Below are 22,395 nucleotides of genomic sequence, written 5' to 3'. Positions count from 1 at the left end.
TGCTTCCGCAGCCGCCAGACCTTGCGACAAAGGTCGGCGAATGGAGCGACGCGCAGCTGTTCCAAATCGTCAAGCATGGCGTGCGCTTCACCGGCATGCCGGCCTGGCCGACACAAGCGCGCGACGACGAGGTCTGGGCCATGGTCGCCTTCCTGCGCGAACTGCCGGGATTCGATCGCGACCGCTACCGCGACCTTGCCTACGGCACGCAGGCTCCACCGATCCGGCCCGCCGATTTCGACGAGGCGCTGGCCGAATGCGTGCGCTGCCATGGCAAGGACGGTGCTGGCCGCAGCGAGGCCACACCGGTCATTGCCGGCCAGAAGCAGGCTTATTCGACCGCGCAGCTCGAAGCCTATGCCGATGGCAAACGGCACAGCGGCATCATGGCGCTGCCGGCGCTGGCGGTGGACGACAGCCAGCTGCAAGCGCTTGCACGCCATTTTGCCGGCTTGCCGTGGCCCGAGACCGCCATGTCGCAGCCCGATGCCGCCCTGGTCGCCGAGGGTGAAGAGATCGCGCGGCGCGGCATTCCCGAGCGGGACGTTCCGGCATGCCTGGCCTGCCATGCGGATGGGCGCAGCGAATCCTATCCCAGGATCGCGGCGCAGAAGCCGGCCTATCTGGAAGCGCAACTGCGCCTGTTCCAGTCCGGCCAACGGGGCGGCAGCGACCGCGCCCATCTGATGACCAAGGCTGCGAAGGGGTTGAACGAGCGGAATATCGAAGCGCTGGCGGCATTCTTCTCGAACCCCGCCACATCAAACGCAACCTCGACGACTGAACGGCGTTGATCCTGAACTGGGAGGTCGACTGTGAAAAAACTCCTCATCGCGCTTGCCATCCTCATTATTGCAGTCGTCGCCGGCGGCTTTGCGCTCGTCTATGCGTCGCGGCACGAGGCCACCGTCCCGATCGAACAGACCTACGGGCCCGACCCCACGCTTGCCGAGCCGCGCCCCGAATGGCTGCCGAACGTCAATGTGGCTGAGGCGATGCCGTGGCCCGAAGGCAGCAAACCCACTGCGGCGCAGGGGCTTACCGTGAACGAGTTCGCCGGCGGCCTCGACCATCCACGCCAGCTCCATGTCCTGCCGAATGGCGACGTGCTGGTGGCGGAAAGCAACAAGCCGCCCAAGCCGGATTCCGGTTTCAGCATACGCGGCTTCTTCACGAGCCTGTTCCAGAGCCGGGCCGGCGCGGAAACCAAAAGTGCCAACCGCATCACTTTGCTGCGCGATGCGGATGGCGACGGCGTCGCCGAGGTGAAGACGCCGTTCCTGGAAGGTCTCTTCTCGCCCTTCGGCATGGCCCTGCTGAACGGCAAGCTCTATGTCGCCAATGCCGATGCGGTGGTCGCCTTCCCCTATCAGGAAGGCGCAACCAGGATCGACGCCAAGGGCGAGAAGATCGTCGACCTGCCGGCAGGCCGAAACCACCACTGGACGAAGGACGTGATCGCAAGCCGGGACGGCACCAAGCTCTATGCCACTGTCGGCTCCAACTCCAATGTCGGTGAGAACGGCATGGAGGAAGAAGAGGGCCGCGCCGCAGTGCATGAGATCGACCTCGCCACCGGCAAGATGCGCCTGTTCGCATCCGGATTGCGCAACCCCAATGGCCTGTCGTGGAACCCCGAGAACGGCGCGCTGTGGGTGGCGGTGAACGAACGCGACGAGATCGGCAGCGATCTGGTGCCGGACTACATGACTTCGGTCCAGGACGGCGCCTTCTACGGCTGGCCCTACAGTTATTACGGCCAGCATGTCGACGACCGCATCCAGCCGCAGAAGCCGGACCTCGTCGCGCGCGCCATCAAGCCGGATTATGCGCTGGGGCCCCATACCGCTTCGCTTGGGCTCACCTTCAATCCAGGCGACCGCTTCGGCGCCGAGATGAAGAACGGTGCTTTTGTCGGACAGCATGGTTCCTGGAACCGCGTGCCGCGCAGCGGCTACAAGGTGATCTTCGTGCCGTTCAAGGACGGCAAGCCTTCCGGCCCGCCCAAGGATATCCTCACCGGGTTCCTCGACGAGAACGACACCGCGCGCGGCCGCCCCGTCGGTGTCGCCATGGACAAAAGCGGCGCGCTGCTTGTCGCAGACGATGTCGGCAACCGCATCTGGCGCGTGGTGCCGTCGGCGCAGTGACGTTGTGTCGGCGGCTTTTCGGCAGGCCGCACGACAAAACAAGCGCAGGTCTTGAATAAACCGCATTGGCCCTCCATCTAAGGGCGGTAAGGCGCGTCCCCGTCAGAGGTTGATGCGCTTTCCCTTCACCTTCGTCCGACCACGGATGTACTGGCGAGGTGATTGTGAAGGGACCTCTCGAAAGAGGCAGCAGAGCCGTTGGGTGATATCCCCAGCGGCTTTTTTGTTCCGAACATCAAAGGGTCAGCACGGCTGGCGCCGGTTTAGAGCATTTTTAGCCAAGTGGAATCACTTAGCGTTACAAAAATGCGACGAAAACAAAAACTTAGAGCGTTTCCGCGTTTCCGTGAAGAACGGAAAACGCTCTAGGACCGGCCAGGACCGATCGCTTGCGCCCGGAAACAAAGGTGCGTCATGGAAAAACAGAAATTCGACCCGCCGGTGACGGTTCGTGCCGATCCGGCGACCGCACAGGAGACGATCGGCGACGCGACCGGCGGCCTGGACTTCCTGATCAAGAGATGGCGCGGCAAGCGTGGTGACAAGCACCGCGCCGCCCTTCAGGCCTGCTCGGATGCCGACAGCGGGCGCCGGCCGGCTTCCCATGCGCGCAAGGCGTTCATCGCTGCGGCGCGAGAGGCCGGTATCCTTGTAACGGCCTGATGCGCGTGGCGATCTTTCAAATACGCTCCTTGCGCATTCGATGATCGCACTGCAGTTCCGGCATTCATCGGCGTGTGTCTGCGCCCCTCGGCCCTGGTTGCGACACCGGGGCCATTGAATATCCCGGTTGGCCTACAGCTCCTGTTTGGAATCCCCGTCGCGCTCCTGCGCATCTTCCTGTTCCGTCTGCGCGTCCTTGCCCTTTGCCGCTTTCGCCGCAAGCTTCGCCTCTTTCTTGGCAGCCTTGGCGCGGTCGCGCTGGTTCCGCTCGAATCGATAATTGGGCTTCATCGCCATTCGAATTTCTCCGTTTGGGTCTTCGCGACGGGCCATCGTACGCTTCATGGAGCGAAATGCCACCATCCCGCCACGGCAGGGAGAGCCTTTGCGGCTTGCGGGGCCACGCCCTCGCGGCGAGCGCATAAGTTCCGGAACAATCGCCCCTCTCAGCAATTAGCCCAATAGGGCGCCGACGCCCGCGGCATTGCGAATGCCGATGACAAGCAACCAAGCGTTTGCCGGTTTCCGGCAGTCACAACCCAAGGAGCCAGCGATGGCACGTGGAGACAAGAAATATTTCGGCAAAGGAACGCATGGAAAAGGATCCGGAGCGGGAGCGATGACCGAGCTCGATCCGGGCACTCTCGGAGACAACCAGGTGCTGTCCAACCGGGACAAGAAGCAGCATTCGAAAGAACGTGGCCAGGACGGCAACGCAATCAAGACCGACCAGCGGCAGGACCACGCTGCAAACCGCCATTCCTAGAATCGGGCTGCCGATCAAGGCTGCTCCCTACCAGCGGAGGCATCGATATGCCCAATACCGCGGACATTCTCGTTGAAACGCTCATCGCCTGGGACGTCGACGTCATTTTCGGCCTACCCGGGGACGGCATCAACGGCATCATGGAGGGCCTGCGGACGCGGCAGGACAAGATCCGTTTCATCCAGGTCCGGCACGAGGAATCCGCCGCTTTCATGGCCTGTGCCTACGCCAAATGGACCGGAAAGCTCGGCGTTTGCCTGGCCACATCGGGTCCGGGCGGCACCCATCTGCTGACCGGACTTTATGATGCGAAGCTCGACCAGGCCCCGGTTCTGGCGATCACCGGCATGCAGTTCCACGATCTCATCGAAACCTTCACCCAGCAGGATGTCGACCTCACACGTGCCTTCAACGATGTCGCCGTCTTCAATGTTCAGGTCAGCGATGCCGCCCATATGGAGAGCGTCGCGGGCCTTGCCTGCCGTTCCGCTCTGGCGGCGCGCGGGGTCGCCCACATTTCCGTTGCGAGCGACGTTCAGGAGATGAGCACGGGGGAAGCGGAGCGCTCGCAGCGCAACCGTCCCGGACACAGTCCCAATCAGTGGTTCGAGGGCAGCAAGCGTCCCGACGAGGCCGAGATCGAAAAAGCGGCGGCGATCCTCAACGACGCATCCAAGGTTGCCATCCTTGCCGGGCGCGGCGCGCTGAAGGCACGCGCGGAACTGGAGATGACGGCCGATCTTCTGGCTGCTCCCATTGCGAAAGCCCTGCTCGGCAAGGCAGTCCTACCGGACGATCACAGCCACGCCACCGGGGGCATAGGCATTCTGGGCACCCTGCCGTCCCAGGAGATCATGGAAGAATGCGACGCGCTGCTCATCATCGGGTCGACGTTCCCCTACATCGAATACTATCCGAAGAAAGGCCAGGCACGCTGCGTGCAGATCGACCATGACGCCCAGAGGATCGGTCTGCGCTGTCCCGTCGAGGCCGGGCTGGTCGGCGATGCCGCCGTCACGCTGCAATTGCTCAACCAGAAGCTCCAACGAAAGCAGGATCGGGATTTCCTGCTGAAAGCCCGCCAGAGCATGGAGCGCTGGCGCATGATGATGGCAGAAGCAGAGGCGCGGGACGACATTCCGCTGAAGCCGCAGCGCATCGTCAAGGCCTTCGGAAACCGCATGCCGCAGGATGCGGTTCTCGTGGCCGATTCCGGACAGAACACGGAGCTTGCAGCCCGGCACATCGACATGAAAGCCGGGCAGGCTTTCGCGGTGTCCGGAACGCTGGCTTCCATGGCCTGCGGGCTTCCCTATGCGATCGCCGCCGGCATCGCCTTTCCGGGCCGTCCGATCTTCGCGGTGGTCGGCGACGGCGGACTGGCCATGCAGCTCGGCGAATTCTCGACCGCCGTTCGCTACAAGATCCCGCTCACGCTTCTGGTGATCAAGAACGGAAGGCTGAACCAGATCGCCTGGGAACAGATGATGTTTCTCGGCAACCCGGAATTCGCCTGCGACCTGCAGCCGATCGATTTCGCCATGGCGGCGGAGGCGATGGGCGGCATCGGCTACAGCGTTTCGCGGCCCGAGGAGATCGAAGGCGTGCTGGATGCCGCCCAGAACGCCGAAGGGCCGGTGATCATCGAGGCCGTCGTCGATGCGTATGAACCGATGATGCCGCCACGCATGCCGGGGCTTTATCGCAAGAACATGCGAAACGCCTTGCCCGAGACGAAAGGCAAGCGGGAGATCGAAGCCAATCTCAGCCAGGAGCCGCTCAAGACGATGATGGGCTGACCGACGCTTCCGAAATCCCGCGCCAGGCTTCCCGGCCCAGGCGGCCGTTCGTTCAGCGCGGAACGAACAGGAGAGGTGACAGGAAAGGAGAATGCCATGAGTGCCACCGGTGTCGACGTCTTCGACAGAACCCTGCAAACCACCCACATATGGCTCAACGAGATCGGCGAGCATCCGTCCCTGGCTCCGGACAAGCAGCTCTCCTGGCATGTGCTCGGTGCGGTGTTGCGCACGATCCGCGACAATGTGCCGGTAGAGCTGGCTGCACATTTCGGGGCAGAGCTGCCCCTGCTTGTCCGCGGCGCCTATTACGATCAGTTCCGTCCGGAAGCGCAGCCCAGGCGACTGCGCTCGCGCGAGGCTTTCCTGAAGGCGATCAGCGACGACCTGGCGACAAGCCGGCCGGTGGACCCCGCCGATGCGGCACAGGCCGTGTTCAAGGTGCTGGCGCATTACCTGAACCCAGACCAGATTAGGAAAATACGCATGGCACTGCCCGAGCCTGCGCGTGCGCTGTGGCCCGATCCTGATGTACCGGTTGCCACCAACGGGTGATGCCCCGGCACATCATCGGGGAAATTCGGGCGCCTTCTTCAGCGGCTGGCGGGCCGGGCCATGGATAACGGAGCCGTCCGCCGCGAAGATCGAGCCGTGACAAGGGCAATCCCAGGTCTGCTCGACATTGTTCCAGCTGACCGTGCAACCCTTGTGCGTGCATTGGGCGGACAGTGCCTGCAAGGTACCGTCCTCTAGGTGCCTGACGGCGAATTTCTCCTTGCCGCGGGTGACAATACCGCCGCCGCCCTTCGGAATATCCGAGACGCCGGAAACAGTGGAAGCGGTGTCGCCATTGCGATGAAAATCGTCCGGCAACGAACGCGAAGGATCATAGAGTTCGCGCCAGGGGTTGACGCGGCCGGCAATGCCGTCGGAGATCAACAGGCCGGCGGCCGTGCCGTTGGTGATGCCCCAGGCATTGAAACCAGTGGCAATGTAGAAGCCCGGAGCCTTGACCGGATCGGGTTCGCCCACCAGCGGGATACAATCGGCCGTGTCGTAGTCTTCGTTGCACCAGTACCAGAGGCTGTCGCCGACCGGAAAGTGAGCACGCACCCAGCGTTCCAGCTCGGCAAAACGCGCGGCCACGTCGTTTTCATGGCCGGTATCAAAGTGAGGCCCAAGGGCAAGCAGCACGGAGCCGGAGCCGTCACGGCCGGTGCGGAAGGAGCGTACGGGATCGTCGGCCGCAATGAACATGCCGTCGACCAGAGAGGGATTGTCGAAGCGGAACGCCATGACTGCGTGGCTTCTCGGCTGCGTGCGGTTTGCCATTCCGACAGGCGATTTGATGGTCATGTTGGTGGCCACCACGACGTTTTCCGCCTCTATCGAACCCGCCGATGTTGCCACGCGCCAGCGGTGGCCATCGTCGACGGAAAGCACCCGGCTCTGCTCGAAGATCTTTCCGCCCAGATCGACGAATGCCCGAGCAAGCCCGTCCAGGTAGTGGACCGGATTGAATTGCGCCTGATCGGGGAAGCGCAGTGCTGCGACAGTGTCGAAGGGAAGCGGCAGTTGCTCGACGATTTCGGCATGCAGGCCCAGGCTGTTGGCCGCGATCATCTCCGCTTCGAGATCGGGAAGCCGCACCCGTTCGCAGGTATAGGTATAAGCCGGCTTCTCCTGCAGATCGCAGGAAATGCCGTGGTTGGCGATCCATCTGCGGATCTGCCCGGCGCCGAGGATATTCGCTTCGGCATAGGCAGCCGCGCCTTCGACTCCGACGGAAGCGAGGAGGTGACGGTAGATGAGCCTGTGCTGCGTGGTGATCTTGGCGGACGAGCGCCCCGACACCTGGCGGCCGACGCGCAGCCCTTCCAGTACAATGACCGGGCGCCCTTGTTCGGCGAGACGCAAGGCCGTGGAAAGGCCGACGATGCCCGCGCCTATAATCACGGTCTCGGTGAGATGCGCGCCTTCAAGCGCGGGATGGGTTGTGGCGGCCATGCTGCAGCCTTCCCAGACACAGCCCAGCTGCCCGTTCGGTCCGGGCATCAGGGACACCTGGACGTGCCGGCGACGGCTCCGTATGCAGAGACAACAAGCTCGGCTACCACTGCTTTTTCTGCTGGGGCAGCGTCGAAACTTTTCGAAGCGAGAGATTCCCTCTCCTGCATCAGCTAATCCTTGTTTCCGTTGCGCGCCCTGGCTTCCGCCTCGTCCTTCATGGCGCCGGCGTGGCGCTCCAATGTTTCGCGATCGTTGCCGTAGCGCTTGATGAGATCGAGCACTTCGTCGGTCGAAAGATTGAACTTGCTGGCGAAGTAACTGACCTCATATTCGTCCTGGGCCGAAACACGGTCGCGGTCCCGAGAGTCCTGTTTCGATTTGTCGTCAGGCATGGCCATCGCTCCGTCGAAAACCAACTTCCATCTCAAACGAACCGGCGCTTGCTGGAAAAGTTCCTGAAAACTGCATTCCACCGTCAGTTCGACTGATGAACGCGGATTGCCGCGACCAAAAAATCGGAACCTTTGCAGCAGCGTTTCCTTGTAACTTGAGTGACAATGACAGAACGAGCGAACGCGTGCCGCAAGCTCCCGACAGACCCTCCCCCCTCGAAACGCTTTCCGAAAAGGCGGCTGCGGAATATCTGCGCCGCTCCAGCCTGACGTTCCTGGAATGCGCCATCAACCTCATGGCCACACATATGAGCCTGGAAGAAGTGGCAGCCATCCTTCGCACGGAAGCCGACCAGCTCGACGAGATGCGTTGAACGCGCCAGCAGCCACTTCGCAGCGGATGACAACGGCATGGACACACAGCGACCCGACCTGCAGTCCCTGTTCTTCCGGCCGAATGCACGCATCAACGGCACGATCGGCGACGACACGCTTGCAGCCTTCCTCGACCAGCGCGCGCGGGTTCTCGAGGAAAATCAGGACCTCGTCCTCGAACTCAGTACGTTTGGCGGCGATGCCGACGTGGCACGCCGCATCGCCCTGGAAGTGCGCGCATTCCAAGAGCATGGCGGGCGCAACGTCTGGTGTGTCGGCAAGACGCTGGTCTACTCTGCCGGGATCACTATCCTGGCTGCGTTTCCAAGACAGGCGCGTTTCCTGACCTCGGACACCGTCCTGCTCATCCACGAGCGGCAGATCCAGCGCGACATCGGCCTCGAGGGACCGGCACGGGCAATGATGCAGATCGTGCGCGAATTGCTTGCCGAACTCGAGACTGCCTGCCGCCTGGAGCGTGAGGGGTTCGAGGAGCTTGCAGCGGGTTCGAAGACCACGGCTGACGCGCTGATGCAGCGTGCGAAAGACGATGGTTATCTCACCGCCGCACAGGCCCTTGAGATGGGCCTGATCGAAAAGGTGCTCTGAGCTTCCAGCGACTACCCCGAACTTCCCGGACGCAGACCGCTTCTGCCGATGGCTCAGATCAGGTGATTTCGGTCCATCGTTTCCTTTGCGCGTCGCGCCGCACCCACGGCATCGTTGTCGCGACGGCGCCGTGCCGCCGGCGGTGGAAGGGCCCCTGGCGATGCGACGATCGATGCATTCCCGGCGCTCGCAGGCTTCTCCCAGGGCAAGGCCCATAGGTCACGGCGAAGCCGGAAGAGGGCATTTCTGCTGGCCACGTAGAACGCATGCATCGCTTGCTCCCGTCTTATCGAGGTGCTCGCCGCCCGCCGGAAACGATGCGCTTCCAGGGCCGCGCTGTCCATGTCTAATTTGAATATTTTTTTGCCAGCCTTGTATTTGCCGTAAATTCGTTCTAAGTATTTCAAATCGATCTTGCCTGTTTAGCTTGTTTTCGCGCTTCGGCGCCTAACCGATCTTCCTCTCAATTTCGAAGACTGCGGCGTTTGGCATGATGTCAGACGGCGATTTTCTATGCAATTGAAAGGAAATTCTAGATGACATCGGGAACAGTAAAGTTCTTCAATTCGACAAAGGGCTTCGGATTTATCGAGCCGGATGACGGTTCAAAGGATGTCTTCGTCCATGTTTCGGCAGTAGAGCGCGCCGGTATGCGCGGTCTTGCCGAAGGGCAGAAGGTGAACTTCGAAGTCGTCGCCGATCGGAAAACCGGCAAGAGCTCTGCTGAAAACCTGCAGGCGATCTAAGACAGGGTCGTTTCTGGCCTTTGACCACGGATGTACTGGCATCGGCCATCGAGATGGCTTTTGGAGAAGGTCGGGCTTGCCCGGCCTTTTTTCCTTTCAAGGGAACTGCTCATGAAAACTGTGCCTGATGGAATTTTCAAACCCAAACCCAATTCGTCGGAACTCAAGAGCGACTTGACCACCAGGGTCGCGCGCCAGATCCTCGACGGCGAGAAGGCCGAACGGGAGGCCAAGACCGAGCGCCTGCGCCAGGCCCGACTTGCCCGGGAGACGGCTGCGGCCGCGGCCACGCCGGCAAAACCGAAGGCGGTCCGGGCAAAGCGTCGCGCGGCAGCCGGCTGACCTTTCCGGAGAAGTCCGCCAGGAGCCTACTTCTCCACGACACAGAATGTGTTGCCATCCGGGTCGGCGAGAACGACATAGTCGGCACCCTCCGGATAACGCCAGTCCACGCGCCGCGCGCCGATCGACAGAAGCCGTTCCACCTCGGCCTCCTGATCGGATGCGTAAAGGTCGAGGTGATGGCGCTGATGCGTTGCGGCGTCGGAGGAGACGACCGTGATGGCCATCTGCTGGCCTTGCCCCTCAGCCGGAACGAGGATCGCCCAGTCGGGCGATGGTTCCCGCAACGGCCTGTAGTTCAAGGCCGCGCACCAGAATTCGATGGCGCGCGGCACATCGTTCACACCCCATACGATTGAACCGATCCTGAGCATGGTTTTCCCTTTGCCGGCTTCACCCAGCATCCAAACCAGCCTCGCCAGTCGGCGTTCCCGAAACTCCTGATGGGTGCCAGACAGGCACGGGCACCAGACAAAAAAGAACCCGCCCCGTTCATCGGAATGCCCTTTGCATTCTCCACCGCAGAATTTTGGAACTCAACGACAACTGCAACATTTGTTGGTCCGAGGCGGAACTTGGGGATTCCAAATCGCCTTGATGTTGGAGCATATCGAGGAGGTAAAGCATGGCCGTTAACCATTCTGCCATTGGCGGCATCGCCTATCCGGGCGACATGGCAGCACTCACGCGTATCTACGACGATTTGTGCAATGAGCGGGGCTTTTTCGAGGGCAGCGCAGCGGCCGAGGATCTGGCCAGGGCAACGATGAGCCTGTTTTCCCAAGGCGTCTTCGATGAGCACGAAATCCGGGAAAGCATCGCACTCTACCTTGGCCGCAAATCGCCGGCTGCGAAGATGCTGCGGGGAAATCACTGATGGCTCCGTTCAAACCAGTGACGTTTTGCACCGCGCGGGGCTACGAATTTCATGTCTCGTGCCTGCATCATGTTGCCAAGGCGCTGGAGATGGCATGGCCCGACAAGACCTGCGCGCTCTACCGCCGCGCGGCCTGCCTGACCGAGCGGGCCCGGCAAGGCTGGTGCACCCCAAGGGTGGCCTATGACGCCTTCCTGGCGGCGGCGCGCGCGCAAGGGCGGATCGTTGAGCCGCGAAAGCTGCACGATCGGGTGGCGCAGGAACTTGCTGCCATAGAGCCGGAGAATTTCATTTTCCACCCCTCGGTCCATCCGGGCAGATTGAGAACCAGGCGCGTGCCCGGATCTGTCGCCGGTACGCTCAGGAGATCGCATATCTAAACGACCGCCCCATTTGGACGGTTGCCGCCCGCTCCGATGACCGGGGCGGGCTTTTGCATTTCAGGCATCGGCGCGTATATTTCCCGGGCTGGGAGAAAAACGCCATGCCCATCCGCAAAAAGCTGGAAGATGCTTCCGTGTTTCGGCCCGCAGAAATCGAACTGCTCAGCAGGATTTTTGCCGAAACTGCCATCGAAGGCGAGTCCGCCGAAGAGCGGGAAAGTCGCGCTTCGAGGATCATCGCCAACTACCAGCTCGGCATCAGGGATGAGAAGGAACTGATCGAGCTCTCACGGCGCCCTCTGGGTCGCTAGAGGGACCGCCACCGACCTGCGCGATGCGGAGGACAGGCCGGCGGTTCCCCGGGCGGGACGTTGGCGCTGGCAAGTCTTATCAGTCGTGACTGCAGAGACGGCGGCATGCGCGGCCGCGCTGCGTGATTTCGGTTTCGCCGAGGCGGACCTTTTGCGTTTGGGGCTTCACTGCTTATATTTCTAGTTAGGGAGTGCTTGCCATGCCCATGCGTCAGAAACTGGAAGAAGCCGGAGTGCTCCAGCCCGAGGAAATTGCGCTGCTCACCAGGGTCTATGAGGCTACCTGTCGCAAATTCGAAAACAACAGCGACCGGGAGCAACGCGCTTCGCGGATCATCGCGAACTACCAGCTCGGCATCAGGGACGAGGATGAACTGATCGAGCTGTCGCGACGTCCGTTGGGCCGATAACGATACCCGCGAACCGACCCGATGCGGAGTGTGGGCCACACCGGGCCGGCCGGGATCGCCAATGGGGAGGGATGTCCATCGGCTCCTTTAAAACCGATGGCGCAGACAGGCGTTCCTAAAATCTATTCGGGTCAGGGTCCGAAGGTGGCGCAGCCAAAAAAGCGCCGCCTCAAGCGGCGGCGCAATCAGGTTTGGGGGAGCCTTCAATGAAGACCTATATCAACGGTTTTCGGCGCCGATGGTTCAAACAAACTGCAGCCATCCTCGCCTGCCCGGTACAGCTCAACCCGGATGCCCGCGAAGGCGCGGATGGCTGTGGCTGCGACCGTCGGAATGCCGCGTCTTGTCGTTCACGTCTTCGCGGTCCTCGACGAGACCGTAGGGCTTTTTCGGCTCGTCGCCGCGGTCGCCGGTGTGGATCGGGTCGGGACGCAACGATTTGCCAGGCTTGGGCACACGTGCGCCGGTTTCAAAGTCGTTTTGGCGGGGCATCGGCTCGCTCCATGGTGTTGGGTGCGGCAGCGTCCTTGATGATCGAAACGGCCTCTTCTTTGGTGAGGCCGAAGCGCCGCGCGAAATAGGACGCCTCGATCGCGGTTTCGATGCGCCGCGCCCGGGAGCGCCACAACGTGCCGCGTTTCTTGAGTTTGGTCATTGAAATTCAACAGGCCCCGTTGCCGGGGCCTGTTCTCCTTGCGGGTCAGGCCGCTTTTTGAAGGGCACGTGGATTGGCGTCGCTTTTGGCAAGCTGTGCAAGAGCGGCGTCGGTTTCGCTTTCCTCGTCCAGCGTCGCCTGCAGCAACTTCACGGCTTCCGGCATTTCAAGCTCTTCGGCCCAGGCGCAGAGCGTGCGGTAGCGCGCGATCTCGTAATGCTCCACGGCCTGCGCCGCCGCTACAAGGCCGGCGTCAATGGCAGGCGTTCCCTTGTACTCCTCCATGATCTCCGAACCTTCCTCGATGATGCCGTCGATGGCGGGGCAGGTCTTGCCGCGCGGCGCCTTGTCCAACATCGAGAACACTTCTTCCAGCCGCTCGACCTGACCCTCGGTCTGTTCGCGGTGCTTTTCGAAGGCTTGCGATATCGCCTTGTCGGAGGCGCTTTTGGCCATTTTCGGCAACGCCTTCAGGATTTTCTTTTCTGCGTAGAGAATGTCTTTCAAGCCGTCGAGGAACAGATCCTGCAGGCCTTGAGTGTCGGCTGAACGAGCCATCGCGATTTTCCTCCAGTTGGGACCGAGGGCTTTTGCACCTCGCTCAACGAACTGCCTGCAAAAGGCTTCGTTCCAAAAAACTGGGCCAAAAAACTGGGCTCATCCGAGAAAGCTGGTCACGGCCATGCCGACGACGGCTGCTGCCATGACGATCGTCGCAAGCCAGCCAAGAATCTTCAGGCCGGCGCCGATGACGAACTCCTTCATGATCTTGGGGTCGCTGGCCAAAAGCATGAGGATTGCCATGACGGGGACCGCCACGACGCCGTTGATGACGGCGCTCCAGACCAGCGCCTTGATCGGCTCGATGGGGGTGAAATTGAGCCCGATACCGATCGCGGTTGCGATGGTGACGGTTGCATAGAAGGCCTTCGCTTCGCGCGGCTTGCGCGAAAGACCAACCGGCCATCTGGCAGCCTCTGCGACAGCATAGGCGGCGGAGCCTGCAAGCACCGGCACGGCCAGGATGCCGGTACCGATGATGCCGACGGCGAAGATCAGCGTGGCGGCCGAACCGGCTACCGGCTCCAGCGCCTTGGCTGCATCCACCGAGCTCTCGATATCGGTCGTGCCGGCGACATGCAGCGTGGCCGCGGTGGTCGTCATGATGGCGAGCGCGATCAGATTCGAGATGGCCATGCCGACCATGGTGTCGAGCGCGATGCGTTCTTCGGCACGGTCGGCCTGGGAAGGGCGTTCGACAAGCGGCTCGCGGCGCGGCTTCTCCTTGAGGTCTTCCGCTTCCTGGGAAGCCTGCCAGAAGAAGAGATAAGGACTGATGGTCGTGCCGAAGATGGCAACGACGATCGACAGGTAGGACGGATCGAGAGACGGGTGCGGAATGACCAGGCCCTTCGCCATCGCCAGCCAATCCACCTTTGCCACGAACAAGGTGGCGACATAGGCAAGCAGCGCCAGCGCCAGCCATTTCAGCACGGCGACGTAGCGTTTGTAGGCAAGCAGCACCTGCATGGCGATGCAGATCAGCCCGAACAGCACGACATAGAGAAGCTGCCAGCCGCCGACCAGAAGCTTCAACGCATCGCCCATGGCGCCAAGGTTGGCGGCGACGTTCACCACGTTGGCAACCAGCAGCGGCACGGTTATGGCGTAGGCTACCCAGCGCGGATAACTTCTGGCGATGTTGCCGGCGATGCCATGGCCGGTGGTGCGCCCGACACGCGCGCTGATCATCTGCACGGCGACCATAAGCGGATAGGTCAGCACCAGCGACCAGCTGACGCCATAACCGAATTGTGCGCCGGCTTGCGAATAGGTGGCGATGCCGCTGGGATCATCGTCGGAAGCGCCGGTGACCAATCCCGGTCCGAGCATTTTCAGCAGGCGCGGTTTGCTGGGCTCGACGACGGGGTCCCGATCTGACAGTGGCCCCGAGGCGGATGTTGAGTCCGAAGCACCCATAAACCGGTTTCCTCCCTTGCATGGCGCCGCCGACTGGCGTGGAAGGAAAATTGCCTCAGCGCCCCGCCGTTCCAAATTTCAGACGGCGGGATCGCTTGAGCCTATTCTGAACGTGCCGGTCAGCGGCATGCCACACCGAAGCCGCGGCTCGAATATCAAGGATGATTAACGGCTCGAACCGTCGCAAGAGCTTTGCACCTGTGGCCGACGCTCCTGTGGCTTCGAGATCAGGGGCCCTGCGGCAGTTCTTTCGGCATTGGCCAGGCTTCAAGCCAGCCTCACGCGTGGTACGACCGCCCGTCGTTACCGGCGCCAGTCCCTGTCGATGATGCCTTCGGCCGCCTTGTGAAAATATTGCGAACACACCAGCCAGCCCTTGAAAGGCCGAAGCAGCAGGGTGCCCGCACCGGCTGTCAGAGGCAGCGTCGTGAAGAGGTGCAGCCAATAGGGCGGATCGTAGGTGAGCTGAAGCCACAACGCGAAAGCCAAAGCGGGGAACGCGACGATCGACATGGAAAAGAAGGCCGGCCCGTCGGCCGGATCGGCAAACGAATAATCCAGGCCGCACACCTCGCATCGCGGCGCAAGTTTCAGGAAGCCCGAAAACAGGTGCCCTGTCTGGCATCGCGGACAGAGGCCCTTGATACCGGTGAGCGCCGGGTTGGTGGTTTCGTTGTAGACCGTCATCTGTCGCTCCAGATCAGAGGACCGGGGTCCGGGTTGGGGTCAGGCCTCGGTGGCGTCGGCGCAGGGATGGGCCTGGGTGGCGGCGGTTCGCCGGGTCTGGGGCTTTGCATCGGCGTCATCCTCCAGGCTTATGTCGGAATGCAGGGACGGGTTTAGCGCGTGCTTCGACGGCCGCGCCCTCGGCAGGCCTACGTTTGAACACGTCGCAGCCATCGGGTCTCCTTTTAATCCGAACCTGCGGCAAGCGAAGTCGTTCCAGTTTTTTGGCCAGTTTTTTGGGCGGCTTTCCGGCCAGCGAGGCTGCGCGCGCCGGCCCATCAAAGCCGGAACTTTGCGTGACCTGGGCGGTTGGTTCTTCAAGAAGGGATCCGATCATGGCCGAGAAACGCACGCCTCAGCAGGTTCACGCCGATATCCAGGCCGGGAAATATCGCGACAAAACGCCGGGCTTCGATCCATCCGCCGCGCCGATGGAAACGGACGCGGAAGCGGGCGGCGCCAGCACGCATCCCGACGATGAGCAGGCTGGGCGTGTCGAACATCCGACCGTGCAGAACCAGGCGAGTACCGGAAGCGCCATGCGGCCGCGCGGGAAACAGAAGCCCCGAAAATGACCTCGTGTGAAACCGGCGCCGCCGGACTTTCCGGGCGCCAGGCGTTCGCGGCGCGGTGCGCTGTTCAGTTCAGATCGCCGTGCCTTCCATCATCCTCCAGACCGAACCTGGAAGTTGGTGAACCTGCCACGCATCCTGAAGCCCGACAGGGTCCTAGACCAGCGCGTTGCCGTCCGCGGCGAACAGATGGATACGGGCGGGATCGATGTAGACCGGAAGACTCGAGCCCACATCGACCTGACGTTGGCCGTTGAGGGCGACCGTCAAAGGCTGGCCATCGGCGGTGGTGGCGTAGACCAGGGTCTGCCCGCCAAGGCTTTCGATCAAATCAACCTTGACCTCGGCCAACCTGATGCCATCCCTGTCGGTGATGCCGATATGTTCGGGCCGCACGCCCAGGGTTGTCGCGCCGGCGGTGGCGCGAGGCAGCGCCAGCGCGTTGCCTGCAACCTGCAGGCCTCCGTCTTTCGCCTCGGTCGTGAGAAGGTTCATTTTCGGCGATCCGATGAAGCCGGCGACGAAAAGGTTGCGCGGGTTGTTGTAGAGCTCGAGCGGCGCACCGACCTGCTCGACGATGCCGCTGCGCAGGACGACGATCTTGTCGGCCATCGTCATGGCCTCGACCTGATCATGCGTGACATAGATCATGGTGTTGCCGAGGTCGTTGTGCAGCTTGGCGATCTCGACACGCATCTGCACGCGCAGTTCTGCATCGAGGTTGGACAGCGGCTCGTCGAACAGGAAGATCTTGGGCTCACGCACGATGGCGCGGCCGATGGCGACACGCTGGCGCTGCCCGCCCGACAGCGCCTTCGGACGCCGGTCGAGAAGCGGGGTGATGCGCAGGATCTCCGCGGCTTTCGCAACGCGGCTCGCGATCTCGGCCTTGGGCGTGCCGATGGTCTCCAGCCCGAAGGACAGGTTCCTGCGGACCGACATGTGCGGATAGAGCGCATAGCTCTGGAACACCATGGCGATGCCGCGCTTCGATGCCGGCACTTCGTTGATGCGGCGGCCATCGATCAGCAGTTCGCCGCCACTGATGCGCTCCAGCCCGGCGATCAAACGCAGCAAGGTGGACTTGCCGCAGCCCGACGGTCCCACGAAAACCGTGAACTCGCCGGGATCGATCGACAGGTCGATGCCGTGGATGACCTTCACGTCGCCATAGGCCTTGGTGATGTTGCGAAGCTCGATGCTGGCGGCCATGGATCCCCCCTTCCTCGTTCGTCACGCGGCGCGGTGCTGCGGCGGCACCCAGCTGTCATAGCGCGGGTGCTGGGTGGAGATGGGCAGTTCCACGTCTTCATGCGTCGAGGAGGAGTGGTAAAAGGCCGTCACGAGTTCCAGCGACCGGCGCGCGTCGGCGCTGGTGACCGGCAGCGGCGCCTTGCCGAGCAGCGTCTGGTAGAAGCGCCCCATCTGCGCCTCGAACCGCGAGGGCAATGGTTTCCAGTCTTTCAGCAAGGCTTCGATCCTGGTTGCAGCCTCGGCATTGCGCGGCTGGATCGTCCAGGGTCTGGCGCCCGGATTGTAAGGTTCGTGGTCACTCTCGAAGGTCACATTCTCGAACATCAGCCGCAACCGGCTGATCTCGTCGCGCGCGCCGAGCGTGGCCGTCAGGCTGCCGAGCGCGCCATTGGCAAGCTCGACGCTGGCGGTCACGCAATCCTCGACCTCGATCGCGTTGACCCGTGTCGCGACCCGGCCGAACAACCTTTTGATGTCACCCATCAGATAGGTGAAGAGGTCATGCTGATGGATGGCATGCGTCATCAAAACGCCGCCGAGCTCGGTCGCCCATTTGCCGCGCCACGGAACGGCATAATAGTCCGCGTCGCGGCGCCACAAGGTCTCGACGGTGCCGATATAAGGCCTGCCCGCAATGCCGGCGTCGATGATGGCCCTGGCCTGCTCGACGCCGTCGCCGAAGCGATACTGCATGACCGGCATCAGCAGCCCCTTCGACACCTTCTCCTCGGCGATCACGCTGTCGATCTGGCTCAGCGAGCCGACCAGCGGCTTTTCGCAGATCACGTGCTTGCCGGCCCTGAGCGCTGCCATGACCTGAGCAAGGTGCGTTCCCGGCGGCGTGCAGATGTCGATGATGTCGATATCGTCCATGGCCAGCAGCACTTCGAAATCGGTGAGACGCCGCTCGACCCCGAACGCGTCGCCGACCTCGTTCAGTCGTGCCGGATCGAGATCGCAGATCGCCTTGACGCGGAACTTGTCGGCATTGGTGACATAGCCCTCGGTGATGTGGCTCCTGCCGATGCCGAGGCCGACGACGGCGACGTTGAAGATGCTGCTCATTGGGCCCACTCCGTGCCACGCTCGGCCAGTTCCTGCGCATCGAGCGCCAGCTCCATGGCCTTGAAACAATGTGCCTGGCTCATCGCCGTTTCGGTTCGGTTGAGGACATCGGCAATCAGCTGCCGGCCATAGGGCAATTCGACGTTCGAACAATCGATCGCCTGTATCCCCCTCCCGTCGACCAGGAACAGATGGTCGGTGCCCGGGCGGCCGCCGATGTCGATGTATTTGCGCAGCTCGATGTAACCTTCGGTTCCGAGAATGGTCAGGCGGCCGTCGCCCCAGGTCGGCAACCCTTTCGGGGTGAACCAGTCGACGCGCACATAGCCGGTCGCTTTCGGCGATCTCAGATGCATGTCGCCGAAATCCTGCAGGCCCGGACGATCCGGATTGCCGCGGTTTGCGACGGTGGCGGAGGCGACTTCCGCATCTAGCGTTCCCGTGAAGAACAGGAACTGCTCGCATTGATGGCTGCCGATATCGCACAGGATGCCGCCGTAGCGCTTGCGATCGAAGAACCAGTCCGGCCGGGCGCCATTGTGGATGGCATGCGGCCCCAGGCCGACGGTATGGATCACCTCGCCGATCGCTCCGGCCTTGACCAGCTCGCCGGCCTTGACGGTGGAGCGCGTCTCGAAATGTTCGGAATAGCAGACCGAATAGATGCGGCCCGTCTCGGCTTGCACGCCGCGGATCGTATCCAGCTGCGCATGGCTGATCATGCCGGGCTTGTCGCTCATCACATCCTTGCCATGGCGCATCGCCTCGATGGCAATGCCGGCGCGCTCGTCCAGGATCGCCGCCGTCACCACGAGATGAATGGAGCGGTCCTCCAGGATGGCGGCTCTGTCTCCGACCCGCTTGGCATCGGGATACGTTTCGGAAAAGATCTTGGCCAGATCGTGTTCCGGGGCATGGAAGGCTACAAGCTCCGCGCCCGCGGCGAGCAGGCAGTTCACCTGTCCATAGATGTGGCCATGATTGAGGCCTATGGCTGCAAATCGAACTCTCATCAGTCTACCGTTCATATGTTGATTGTGGTGTGTGAGGTCGGGCGCCCGCCGTCACCGTTTAATGCCTGTGGTCGCGATGCCCTCGATCAGCAGGCGCTGGAAAACCAGGAACAACAGGAAGATCGGCACGAGGCTCGCCACGCTCATGGCGAAAAGGCCGCCGAAGTCGCTTTCGCCGGTAGAGTCGGTGAAGGTGCGCAGGCCGAGCATGACCGTGTATTGGCGCATGTCGTTCAGGTAGATCAGCGGGCCGAAGAAATCGTCCCAGGTCCAGATGAAGGTGAAGACGGCAGCCGTCGCCAGGACCGGCGTCGACAAAGGCAACATGATCTTCCAGTAGATGCGCCAGGCCGAGCAGCCGTCCATCATCGCCGCCTCGTCCAGTTCGCGCGGGATGCCACGGAAGAACTGCACCATCAGGAAGATAAAGAAGGCGTCGGCGGCGAGGAATTTCGGCACGACCAGAGGCAGGATGGTGTCGACCCAGCCCAGCTTCAGGAACAGCACATATTGCGGGATCAGCGTGACTTGGTAGGGCAGCATCAACGTCACCAGCATGATGGCGAACCAGAACCGCTTGCCGAAGAATTCCAGCCGCGCAAAGGCGAAGGCAGTCAGCGAACAGGCCAGCACATTGCCGATGACGGCCAGTGCCGCGATCACGAAGGAATTCAGGAAGAAGGTTCCGAACGAGACGCGCAGGCCGTTCCAGCCGCGCCAATAGGCGCCCCAGTCGATCGCGGATGGGATGAGGCTGGCCGAACTGAAGATCTCGTCCTGGGGGCGCACCGAGGCGGAGACCATCCAAAGCAGCGGATAGATCATGACGAAACACATCGCGATCAGCGCCGCGTGGATGAGAAGCGACCGCCACAGCGGACGCCGTTCGGCCTGTTCGGCCTCCAGCGAGCCCGGCTTGGGCCGTGCATCAATCGTCATAATGCACCCAGTATCTGGAGGAGAGGAAGGAGATCGCGGTAAAGACCGAAATGATGACCAGCAGGATCCAGGCCAGCGCCGAGGCATAGCCCATGCGGAAGAAGCTGAAGGCCTCCTGATAGAGGTAGAGTGCGTAGAACAGCGTCGAATTGACGGGACCGCCCAGACCGCCCGAGATGATGAAGGCCGGCGTGAAGCTTTTGAAGGCTTCGATCGTCTGGATGATCACGTTGAAGAAGACGATGGGCGTCAGCAGCGGCAGCGTGATCTTCCAGAATTGCCGCCAAGCGCTTGCCCCGTCGAGGCTCGCTGCTTCGTACATGTCCTGCGGGATCTGTCTCAGTCCGGCGAGGAAGATGATCATCGGCGAACCGAACTGCCAGACACCGAGCGCGACGAGGGTCCAGAGCGCATATTTCGGATTGGTGATCCAGCTCGGCCCGTTGATGCCGAACAAGGACCAGAGCAGCTGATTGATAAGCCCGTCGGCGGAGAAGATGGCGCGCCACAGGATAGCGATCGCAACGCTCGCGCCGAGCAGGGACGGCAGGTAGAACAGCGCCCGGTAGAGGGTGAGCCCCTTGATGCCCTTGTTGAGAAGCATGGCCACTGCCAGCGCGAAGGCCAGCTTCAGCGGGACCGAGAACAGCACGTAGAGGAAGGTCACCCGCATCGAGGCGAGGAATTTCGGATCCTCGGTCAGGATGCGCCGGTAATTCTCCAGCCCCACCCAGTCCGGCGCGGTCAAGAGATCGAACCGGGTGAAGCTGAGATAGAAGGAATAGACGATGGGACCGAGCGTGAAGCAGAACAGGCCGATCAGCCAGGGCGTCAGGAACAGATAGCCCGGGCCGGAGCCTTCCGCGAACCGCGACCAGCCGGAAGCTCTGCCGACGCTTTCGCCGCCCGCCGCCAATGTCGGCTGCGCAGCCTCCGTCATGTCTTGCGCTTCAGGATTTCAGCGGCTTCCGTCACGAAGGCCTGGGCGGCATCGGAACTGCTCTGCGACCCGAACGCCACGCCCGATGCCGTGCGCTGGAATGCGATCAGGACCTCGCCTGCTGCCTTGGGCGGAGACGGCGGCAGCTTGGCTGCTAGGTCGCCGAGGCCGGAGACATAAGCAAGCATCGCCTTGCCGGTCTCGTCCAACGTGCCGGACAGGGCGTCGCGCACCTTCGAGGATTCCGGAATGCCGCGCTCGGTGCCGAGCACCTTGGCCGCCTCCAGATCGTTGACGAAATAGGAGATGAATTCCGCGGCGGCCTTCTGGTTCGGCGATTTGGCAAAGACCGAAAACAGCATCGCCGGCTTGCGGTAGTGACCGCCCTTGGACTCGGCAGTGAGCCGCGGGAAATTTGCCAGCACCACCGGATCCTTGTTCAGCTTACGGTAGCCGACGAGCTCATTGGAGTTGGCATAGGCGACGGCCACCTTGTTCTGGGTCAGCAGCGAGGTGTCGATGTTCTGCTGGTCGAGTTCCTGGATATCCCCGGGTGGCACGGCGCCCGCCTCGCGCAGCTTGGCCCACATGTCGAACCACTCGGCGACGTCTGCCGCGTCGAAGGCGATCTGCCCGTCCGCCGTATAAAGCGCCTTGCCGCGCTGCCGCAGGTAATTTTCGAAGATCTGCTCGTTCTTGGAGCCGTCGGCGGCGCCGTAGAAGCCGCGGCGGATGCCGGCATCGGTGATTTCGGCGGCCAGTTTGGAAAAATCTTCCCAGGTGGTTTTGGCGTCCGGCAGCGGCAATTTCAGCTGTTCGAACACGGCCTTATTGACCATCATGGCCACCGAGTTCGCGCCGAGGCTGATGCCGTAGAGCTTGCCGTCGACCTTGCCGCTGTCGACCTGTAGGGGATCGAAATCGGCGACGTTGAGCGTCGATCCGACGAAGTCGTCGAGGGGCGCGATCGCACCACGGCCCGCATATTCGACGATGTAGCGATAATCCATCTGGATGATGTCGGGCGCGTTGCCGCCGGCGGTCTGCGTCGCCAGTTTCGCCCAGTAGTCGTTCCAGCCGAGGAACTCGCCATCGACCCCGGTTCCAGGATGGGCCTTCATATAAAGGTCGGCAGCGGCATAGGTGCGCTCCGCCCGGGTCTGGCTGCCCCAGAAGATCATCCGGAGCCGCTGCTGTTGCGAAAGCGCCGGCCGGGCCAACCCCAGCGCAAGGGTTGCCGAGCAACCTGCCAGGAACTGGCGCCTGTCGATATGACCCGCCACGAAATGGCGTCTCTTCGCATGGAATGACATTCAGCTTCCTCCCGGTTCGCCGGTCGCTCCCCAGGACGCCTGCCGCTTCACCGACCGGTTCCTCCCGCGGTCATGTGAGCACATTGCGTCCCTTGCCGGGGATCT

General features: G+C 62.3%; 31 protein-coding genes. 15 read left to right on the top strand and 16 right to left on the bottom strand.

Annotated elements, in window-relative coordinates; genetic code table 11:
- The 3 genes from L4923_RS24875 to L4923_RS24865 all read left to right on the top strand — a co-directional run.
- Positions 1-794 (top strand): c-type cytochrome (locus tag L4923_RS24875; RefSeq protein ID WP_239369794.1); only part of this gene is annotated, 794 nt, incomplete at its 5' end.
- 21 nt (positions 795-815) lie between these two features.
- On the top strand, positions 816-2,150 hold the full coding sequence (locus L4923_RS24870) for a PQQ-dependent sugar dehydrogenase (protein WP_239369793.1): 1,335 nt from the start codon (positions 816-818) through the stop codon (positions 2,148-2,150).
- Positions 2,151-2,564: 414 nt separating this feature from the next.
- Positions 2,565-2,813 (top strand): DUF982 domain-containing protein, encoded by a 249-nt coding sequence (locus tag L4923_RS24865; RefSeq protein WP_239369792.1) that lies wholly within the window; start codon positions 2,565-2,567, stop codon positions 2,811-2,813.
- A gap of 132 nt (positions 2,814-2,945) precedes the next feature.
- Here L4923_RS24865 and L4923_RS24860 read toward each other — a convergent pair whose 3' ends face one another.
- Complete coding sequence (locus L4923_RS24860; RefSeq protein WP_239369791.1) at positions 2,946-3,110, bottom strand: hypothetical protein; 165 nt, start codon at positions 3,108-3,110, stop codon at positions 2,946-2,948.
- Positions 3,111-3,366: 256 nt separating this feature from the next.
- On the opposite strand from L4923_RS24860, the gene L4923_RS24855 reads away from it, so the two are divergent.
- The 3 genes from L4923_RS24855 to L4923_RS24845 all read left to right on the top strand — a co-directional run bounded on the left by L4923_RS24855 (position 3,367) and on the right by L4923_RS24845 (position 5,933).
- Positions 3,367-3,579 carry a hypothetical protein gene (locus L4923_RS24855; RefSeq protein ID WP_239369790.1) on the top strand — a complete coding sequence of 71 codons (213 nt, stop codon included), beginning with the start codon at positions 3,367-3,369 and terminating at the stop codon, positions 3,577-3,579.
- A gap of 47 nt (positions 3,580-3,626) precedes the next feature.
- A complete protein-coding gene (locus L4923_RS24850) occupies positions 3,627-5,378 on the top strand; it encodes a thiamine pyrophosphate-dependent enzyme (protein WP_239369789.1) in 1,752 nt (583 codons plus the stop codon).
- Between the two features lie 96 nt (positions 5,379-5,474).
- A complete protein-coding gene (locus L4923_RS24845) occupies positions 5,475-5,933 on the top strand; it encodes a DUF2267 domain-containing protein (RefSeq protein WP_239369788.1) in 459 nt (152 codons plus the stop codon).
- A gap of 12 nt (positions 5,934-5,945) precedes the next feature.
- Here L4923_RS24845 and L4923_RS24840 read toward each other — a convergent pair whose 3' ends face one another.
- On the bottom strand, positions 5,946-7,385 hold the full coding sequence (locus tag L4923_RS24840; RefSeq protein ID WP_239369787.1) for an FAD-dependent oxidoreductase: 1,440 nt from the start codon (positions 7,383-7,385) through the stop codon (positions 5,946-5,948).
- 173 nt (positions 7,386-7,558) lie between these two features.
- The gene (locus L4923_RS24835) at positions 7,559-7,780 is read right to left on the bottom strand and encodes a DUF3606 domain-containing protein (RefSeq protein WP_239369786.1); all 222 of its coding nucleotides are present in this window, start codon (positions 7,778-7,780) and stop codon (positions 7,559-7,561) included.
- Between the two features lie 185 nt (positions 7,781-7,965).
- Here L4923_RS24835 and L4923_RS24830 point away from each other — a divergent pair, with 185 nt between their 5' ends.
- Positions 7,966-8,154, top strand: coding sequence for a hypothetical protein (locus L4923_RS24830; protein ID WP_239369785.1), 189 nt, complete (start codon positions 7,966-7,968; stop codon positions 8,152-8,154).
- A 37-nt stretch (positions 8,155-8,191) separates the two neighbouring features.
- Complete coding sequence (locus L4923_RS24825) at positions 8,192-8,764, top strand: ATP-dependent Clp protease proteolytic subunit (protein WP_239369784.1); 573 nt, start codon at positions 8,192-8,194, stop codon at positions 8,762-8,764.
- Positions 8,765-8,817: 53 nt separating this feature from the next.
- Here the strand turns inward: L4923_RS24825 and L4923_RS24820 are convergent, their stop codons facing one another.
- On the bottom strand, positions 8,818-9,171 hold the full coding sequence (locus L4923_RS24820) for a hypothetical protein (protein WP_239369783.1): 354 nt from the start codon (positions 9,169-9,171) through the stop codon (positions 8,818-8,820).
- A 129-nt stretch (positions 9,172-9,300) separates the two neighbouring features.
- Here L4923_RS24820 and L4923_RS24815 point away from each other — a divergent pair, with 129 nt between their 5' ends.
- Both L4923_RS24815 and L4923_RS24810 read left to right on the top strand, forming a co-directional pair.
- Complete coding sequence (locus L4923_RS24815; protein ID WP_239369782.1) at positions 9,301-9,510, top strand: cold-shock protein; 210 nt, start codon at positions 9,301-9,303, stop codon at positions 9,508-9,510.
- A 111-nt stretch (positions 9,511-9,621) separates the two neighbouring features.
- Complete coding sequence (locus L4923_RS24810) at positions 9,622-9,852, top strand: hypothetical protein (protein WP_239369781.1); 231 nt, start codon at positions 9,622-9,624, stop codon at positions 9,850-9,852.
- A 26-nt stretch (positions 9,853-9,878) separates the two neighbouring features.
- Here L4923_RS24810 and L4923_RS24805 read toward each other — a convergent pair whose 3' ends face one another.
- A complete protein-coding gene (locus L4923_RS24805; RefSeq protein ID WP_239369780.1) occupies positions 9,879-10,256 on the bottom strand; it encodes a VOC family protein in 378 nt (125 codons plus the stop codon).
- 221 nt (positions 10,257-10,477) lie between these two features.
- Here L4923_RS24805 and L4923_RS24800 point away from each other — a divergent pair, with 221 nt between their 5' ends.
- From L4923_RS24800 to L4923_RS24785, 4 genes are all read left to right on the top strand, one after another.
- Positions 10,478-10,729, top strand: a complete 252-nt coding sequence (locus L4923_RS24800) for a hypothetical protein (RefSeq protein ID WP_239369779.1) — start codon at positions 10,478-10,480, stop codon at positions 10,727-10,729.
- Positions 10,729-11,109, top strand: a complete 381-nt coding sequence (locus tag L4923_RS24795; RefSeq protein ID WP_239369778.1) for a DUF982 domain-containing protein — start codon at positions 10,729-10,731, stop codon at positions 11,107-11,109. The genes L4923_RS24800 and L4923_RS24795 overlap by 1 nt, the downstream gene beginning before the upstream one ends.
- Before the next feature lie 104 nt (positions 11,110-11,213).
- Entirely contained in the window at positions 11,214-11,423 is a 210-nt protein-coding gene (locus tag L4923_RS24790) for a hypothetical protein (RefSeq protein ID WP_239369777.1), read from the top strand.
- 200 nt (positions 11,424-11,623) lie between these two features.
- Positions 11,624-11,833 carry a hypothetical protein gene (locus L4923_RS24785; RefSeq protein ID WP_239369776.1) on the top strand — a complete coding sequence of 70 codons (210 nt, stop codon included), beginning with the start codon at positions 11,624-11,626 and terminating at the stop codon, positions 11,831-11,833.
- 282 nt (positions 11,834-12,115) lie between these two features.
- Here the strand turns inward: L4923_RS24785 and L4923_RS24780 are convergent, their stop codons facing one another.
- From L4923_RS24780 to L4923_RS24760, 5 genes are all read right to left on the bottom strand, one after another.
- Positions 12,116-12,325 (bottom strand): hypothetical protein, encoded by a 210-nt coding sequence (locus L4923_RS24780; RefSeq protein ID WP_239369775.1) that lies wholly within the window; start codon positions 12,323-12,325, stop codon positions 12,116-12,118.
- Positions 12,303-12,488 carry a hypothetical protein gene (locus L4923_RS24775; RefSeq protein ID WP_239369774.1) on the bottom strand — a complete coding sequence of 62 codons (186 nt, stop codon included), beginning with the start codon at positions 12,486-12,488 and terminating at the stop codon, positions 12,303-12,305. The genes L4923_RS24780 and L4923_RS24775 overlap by 23 nt, the downstream gene beginning before the upstream one ends.
- A 45-nt stretch (positions 12,489-12,533) precedes the next feature.
- Positions 12,534-13,046, bottom strand: coding sequence for a YciE/YciF ferroxidase family protein (locus tag L4923_RS24770; RefSeq protein WP_239369773.1), 513 nt, complete (start codon positions 13,044-13,046; stop codon positions 12,534-12,536).
- A gap of 99 nt (positions 13,047-13,145) precedes the next feature.
- Positions 13,146-14,468 carry an NRAMP family divalent metal transporter gene (locus L4923_RS24765; protein WP_239369772.1) on the bottom strand — a complete coding sequence of 441 codons (1,323 nt, stop codon included), beginning with the start codon at positions 14,466-14,468 and terminating at the stop codon, positions 13,146-13,148.
- A gap of 303 nt (positions 14,469-14,771) precedes the next feature.
- Entirely contained in the window at positions 14,772-15,155 is a 384-nt protein-coding gene (locus L4923_RS24760) for a DUF983 domain-containing protein (protein WP_239369771.1), read from the bottom strand.
- A gap of 374 nt (positions 15,156-15,529) precedes the next feature.
- Here L4923_RS24760 and L4923_RS24755 point away from each other — a divergent pair, with 374 nt between their 5' ends.
- On the top strand, positions 15,530-15,769 hold the full coding sequence (locus tag L4923_RS24755) for a hypothetical protein (protein ID WP_239369797.1): 240 nt from the start codon (positions 15,530-15,532) through the stop codon (positions 15,767-15,769).
- 153 nt (positions 15,770-15,922) lie between these two features.
- On the opposite strand, the gene L4923_RS24750 is transcribed toward L4923_RS24755, so the two are convergent.
- Genes L4923_RS24750 through L4923_RS24725 form a run of 6 tightly spaced genes read right to left on the bottom strand, consistent with a single transcriptional unit; the run spans position 15,923 to position 22,290 of the window.
- Positions 15,923-16,978: an ABC transporter ATP-binding protein gene (locus tag L4923_RS24750; RefSeq protein ID WP_239369770.1), complete on the bottom strand. Its 1,056-nt coding sequence runs from the start codon at positions 16,976-16,978 to the stop codon at positions 15,923-15,925.
- 21 nt (positions 16,979-16,999) lie between these two features.
- Positions 17,000-18,085, bottom strand: a complete 1,086-nt coding sequence (locus tag L4923_RS24745; protein ID WP_239369769.1) for a Gfo/Idh/MocA family protein — start codon at positions 18,083-18,085, stop codon at positions 17,000-17,002.
- Entirely contained in the window at positions 18,082-19,101 is a 1,020-nt protein-coding gene (locus tag L4923_RS24740) for a Gfo/Idh/MocA family protein (protein WP_239369796.1), read from the bottom strand. Before L4923_RS24740 ends, L4923_RS24745 begins: the two co-directional genes overlap by 4 nt.
- A gap of 48 nt (positions 19,102-19,149) precedes the next feature.
- Positions 19,150-20,037 carry a carbohydrate ABC transporter permease gene (locus tag L4923_RS24735; protein ID WP_239369768.1) on the bottom strand — a complete coding sequence of 296 codons (888 nt, stop codon included), beginning with the start codon at positions 20,035-20,037 and terminating at the stop codon, positions 19,150-19,152.
- Positions 20,027-20,977 (bottom strand): carbohydrate ABC transporter permease, encoded by a 951-nt coding sequence (locus L4923_RS24730; protein WP_239369767.1) that lies wholly within the window; start codon positions 20,975-20,977, stop codon positions 20,027-20,029. The genes L4923_RS24735 and L4923_RS24730 overlap by 11 nt, the downstream gene beginning before the upstream one ends.
- Positions 20,974-22,290: an ABC transporter substrate-binding protein gene (locus L4923_RS24725; RefSeq protein ID WP_239369766.1), complete on the bottom strand. Its 1,317-nt coding sequence runs from the start codon at positions 22,288-22,290 to the stop codon at positions 20,974-20,976. Before L4923_RS24725 ends, L4923_RS24730 begins: the two co-directional genes overlap by 4 nt.
- Positions 22,291-22,395: the final 105 nt, after the last annotated feature.

Origin of the sequence: Terribium retamae (assembly GCF_022347545.1) — a bacterium.
Taxonomy (GTDB): domain Bacteria; phylum Pseudomonadota; class Alphaproteobacteria; order Rhizobiales; family Rhizobiaceae; genus Mesorhizobium; species Mesorhizobium retamae.
This window is presented reverse-complemented; position numbering and strand designations above follow the sequence as displayed.

Bases quoted from the DNA above. Each gene is read 5' to 3' on its own strand.
- L4923_RS24865 (WP_239369792.1), top strand. From the start codon at position 2,565: ATGGAAAAACAGAAATTCGACCCGCCGGTGACGGTTCGTGCCGATCCG.
- L4923_RS24860 (WP_239369791.1), bottom strand. From the start codon at position 3,110: ATGGCGATGAAGCCCAATTATCGATTCGAGCGGAACCAGCGCGACCGC.
- L4923_RS24855 (WP_239369790.1), top strand. From the start codon at position 3,367: ATGGCACGTGGAGACAAGAAATATTTCGGCAAAGGAACGCATGGAAAA.
- L4923_RS24850 (WP_239369789.1), top strand. From the start codon at position 3,627: ATGCCCAATACCGCGGACATTCTCGTTGAAACGCTCATCGCCTGGGAC.
- L4923_RS24845 (WP_239369788.1), top strand. From the start codon at position 5,475: ATGAGTGCCACCGGTGTCGACGTCTTCGACAGAACCCTGCAAACCACC.
- L4923_RS24840 (WP_239369787.1), bottom strand. From the start codon at position 7,385: ATGGCCGCCACAACCCATCCCGCGCTTGAAGGCGCGCATCTCACCGAG.
- L4923_RS24835 (WP_239369786.1), bottom strand. From the start codon at position 7,780: ATGCCTGACGACAAATCGAAACAGGACTCTCGGGACCGCGACCGTGTT.
- L4923_RS24825 (WP_239369784.1), top strand. From the start codon at position 8,192: ATGGACACACAGCGACCCGACCTGCAGTCCCTGTTCTTCCGGCCGAAT.
- L4923_RS24815 (WP_239369782.1), top strand. From the start codon at position 9,301: ATGACATCGGGAACAGTAAAGTTCTTCAATTCGACAAAGGGCTTCGGA.
- L4923_RS24810 (WP_239369781.1), top strand. From the start codon at position 9,622: ATGAAAACTGTGCCTGATGGAATTTTCAAACCCAAACCCAATTCGTCG.
- L4923_RS24805 (WP_239369780.1), bottom strand. From the start codon at position 10,256: ATGCTGGGTGAAGCCGGCAAAGGGAAAACCATGCTCAGGATCGGTTCA.
- L4923_RS24800 (WP_239369779.1), top strand. From the start codon at position 10,478: ATGGCCGTTAACCATTCTGCCATTGGCGGCATCGCCTATCCGGGCGAC.
- L4923_RS24795 (WP_239369778.1), top strand. From the start codon at position 10,729: ATGGCTCCGTTCAAACCAGTGACGTTTTGCACCGCGCGGGGCTACGAA.
- L4923_RS24790 (WP_239369777.1), top strand. From the start codon at position 11,214: ATGCCCATCCGCAAAAAGCTGGAAGATGCTTCCGTGTTTCGGCCCGCA.
- L4923_RS24785 (WP_239369776.1), top strand. From the start codon at position 11,624: ATGCCCATGCGTCAGAAACTGGAAGAAGCCGGAGTGCTCCAGCCCGAG.
- L4923_RS24780 (WP_239369775.1), bottom strand. From the start codon at position 12,325: ATGCCCCGCCAAAACGACTTTGAAACCGGCGCACGTGTGCCCAAGCCT.
- L4923_RS24775 (WP_239369774.1), bottom strand. From the start codon at position 12,488: ATGACCAAACTCAAGAAACGCGGCACGTTGTGGCGCTCCCGGGCGCGG.
- L4923_RS24770 (WP_239369773.1), bottom strand. From the start codon at position 13,046: ATGGCTCGTTCAGCCGACACTCAAGGCCTGCAGGATCTGTTCCTCGAC.
- L4923_RS24765 (WP_239369772.1), bottom strand. From the start codon at position 14,468: ATGGGTGCTTCGGACTCAACATCCGCCTCGGGGCCACTGTCAGATCGG.
- L4923_RS24760 (WP_239369771.1), bottom strand. From the start codon at position 15,155: ATGACGGTCTACAACGAAACCACCAACCCGGCGCTCACCGGTATCAAG.
- L4923_RS24755 (WP_239369797.1), top strand. From the start codon at position 15,530: ATGGCCGAGAAACGCACGCCTCAGCAGGTTCACGCCGATATCCAGGCC.
- L4923_RS24750 (WP_239369770.1), bottom strand. From the start codon at position 16,978: ATGGCCGCCAGCATCGAGCTTCGCAACATCACCAAGGCCTATGGCGAC.
- L4923_RS24745 (WP_239369769.1), bottom strand. From the start codon at position 18,085: ATGAGCAGCATCTTCAACGTCGCCGTCGTCGGCCTCGGCATCGGCAGG.
- L4923_RS24735 (WP_239369768.1), bottom strand. From the start codon at position 20,037: ATGACGATTGATGCACGGCCCAAGCCGGGCTCGCTGGAGGCCGAACAG.
- L4923_RS24730 (WP_239369767.1), bottom strand. From the start codon at position 20,977: ATGACGGAGGCTGCGCAGCCGACATTGGCGGCGGGCGGCGAAAGCGTC.
- L4923_RS24725 (WP_239369766.1), bottom strand. From the start codon at position 22,290: ATGTCATTCCATGCGAAGAGACGCCATTTCGTGGCGGGTCATATCGAC.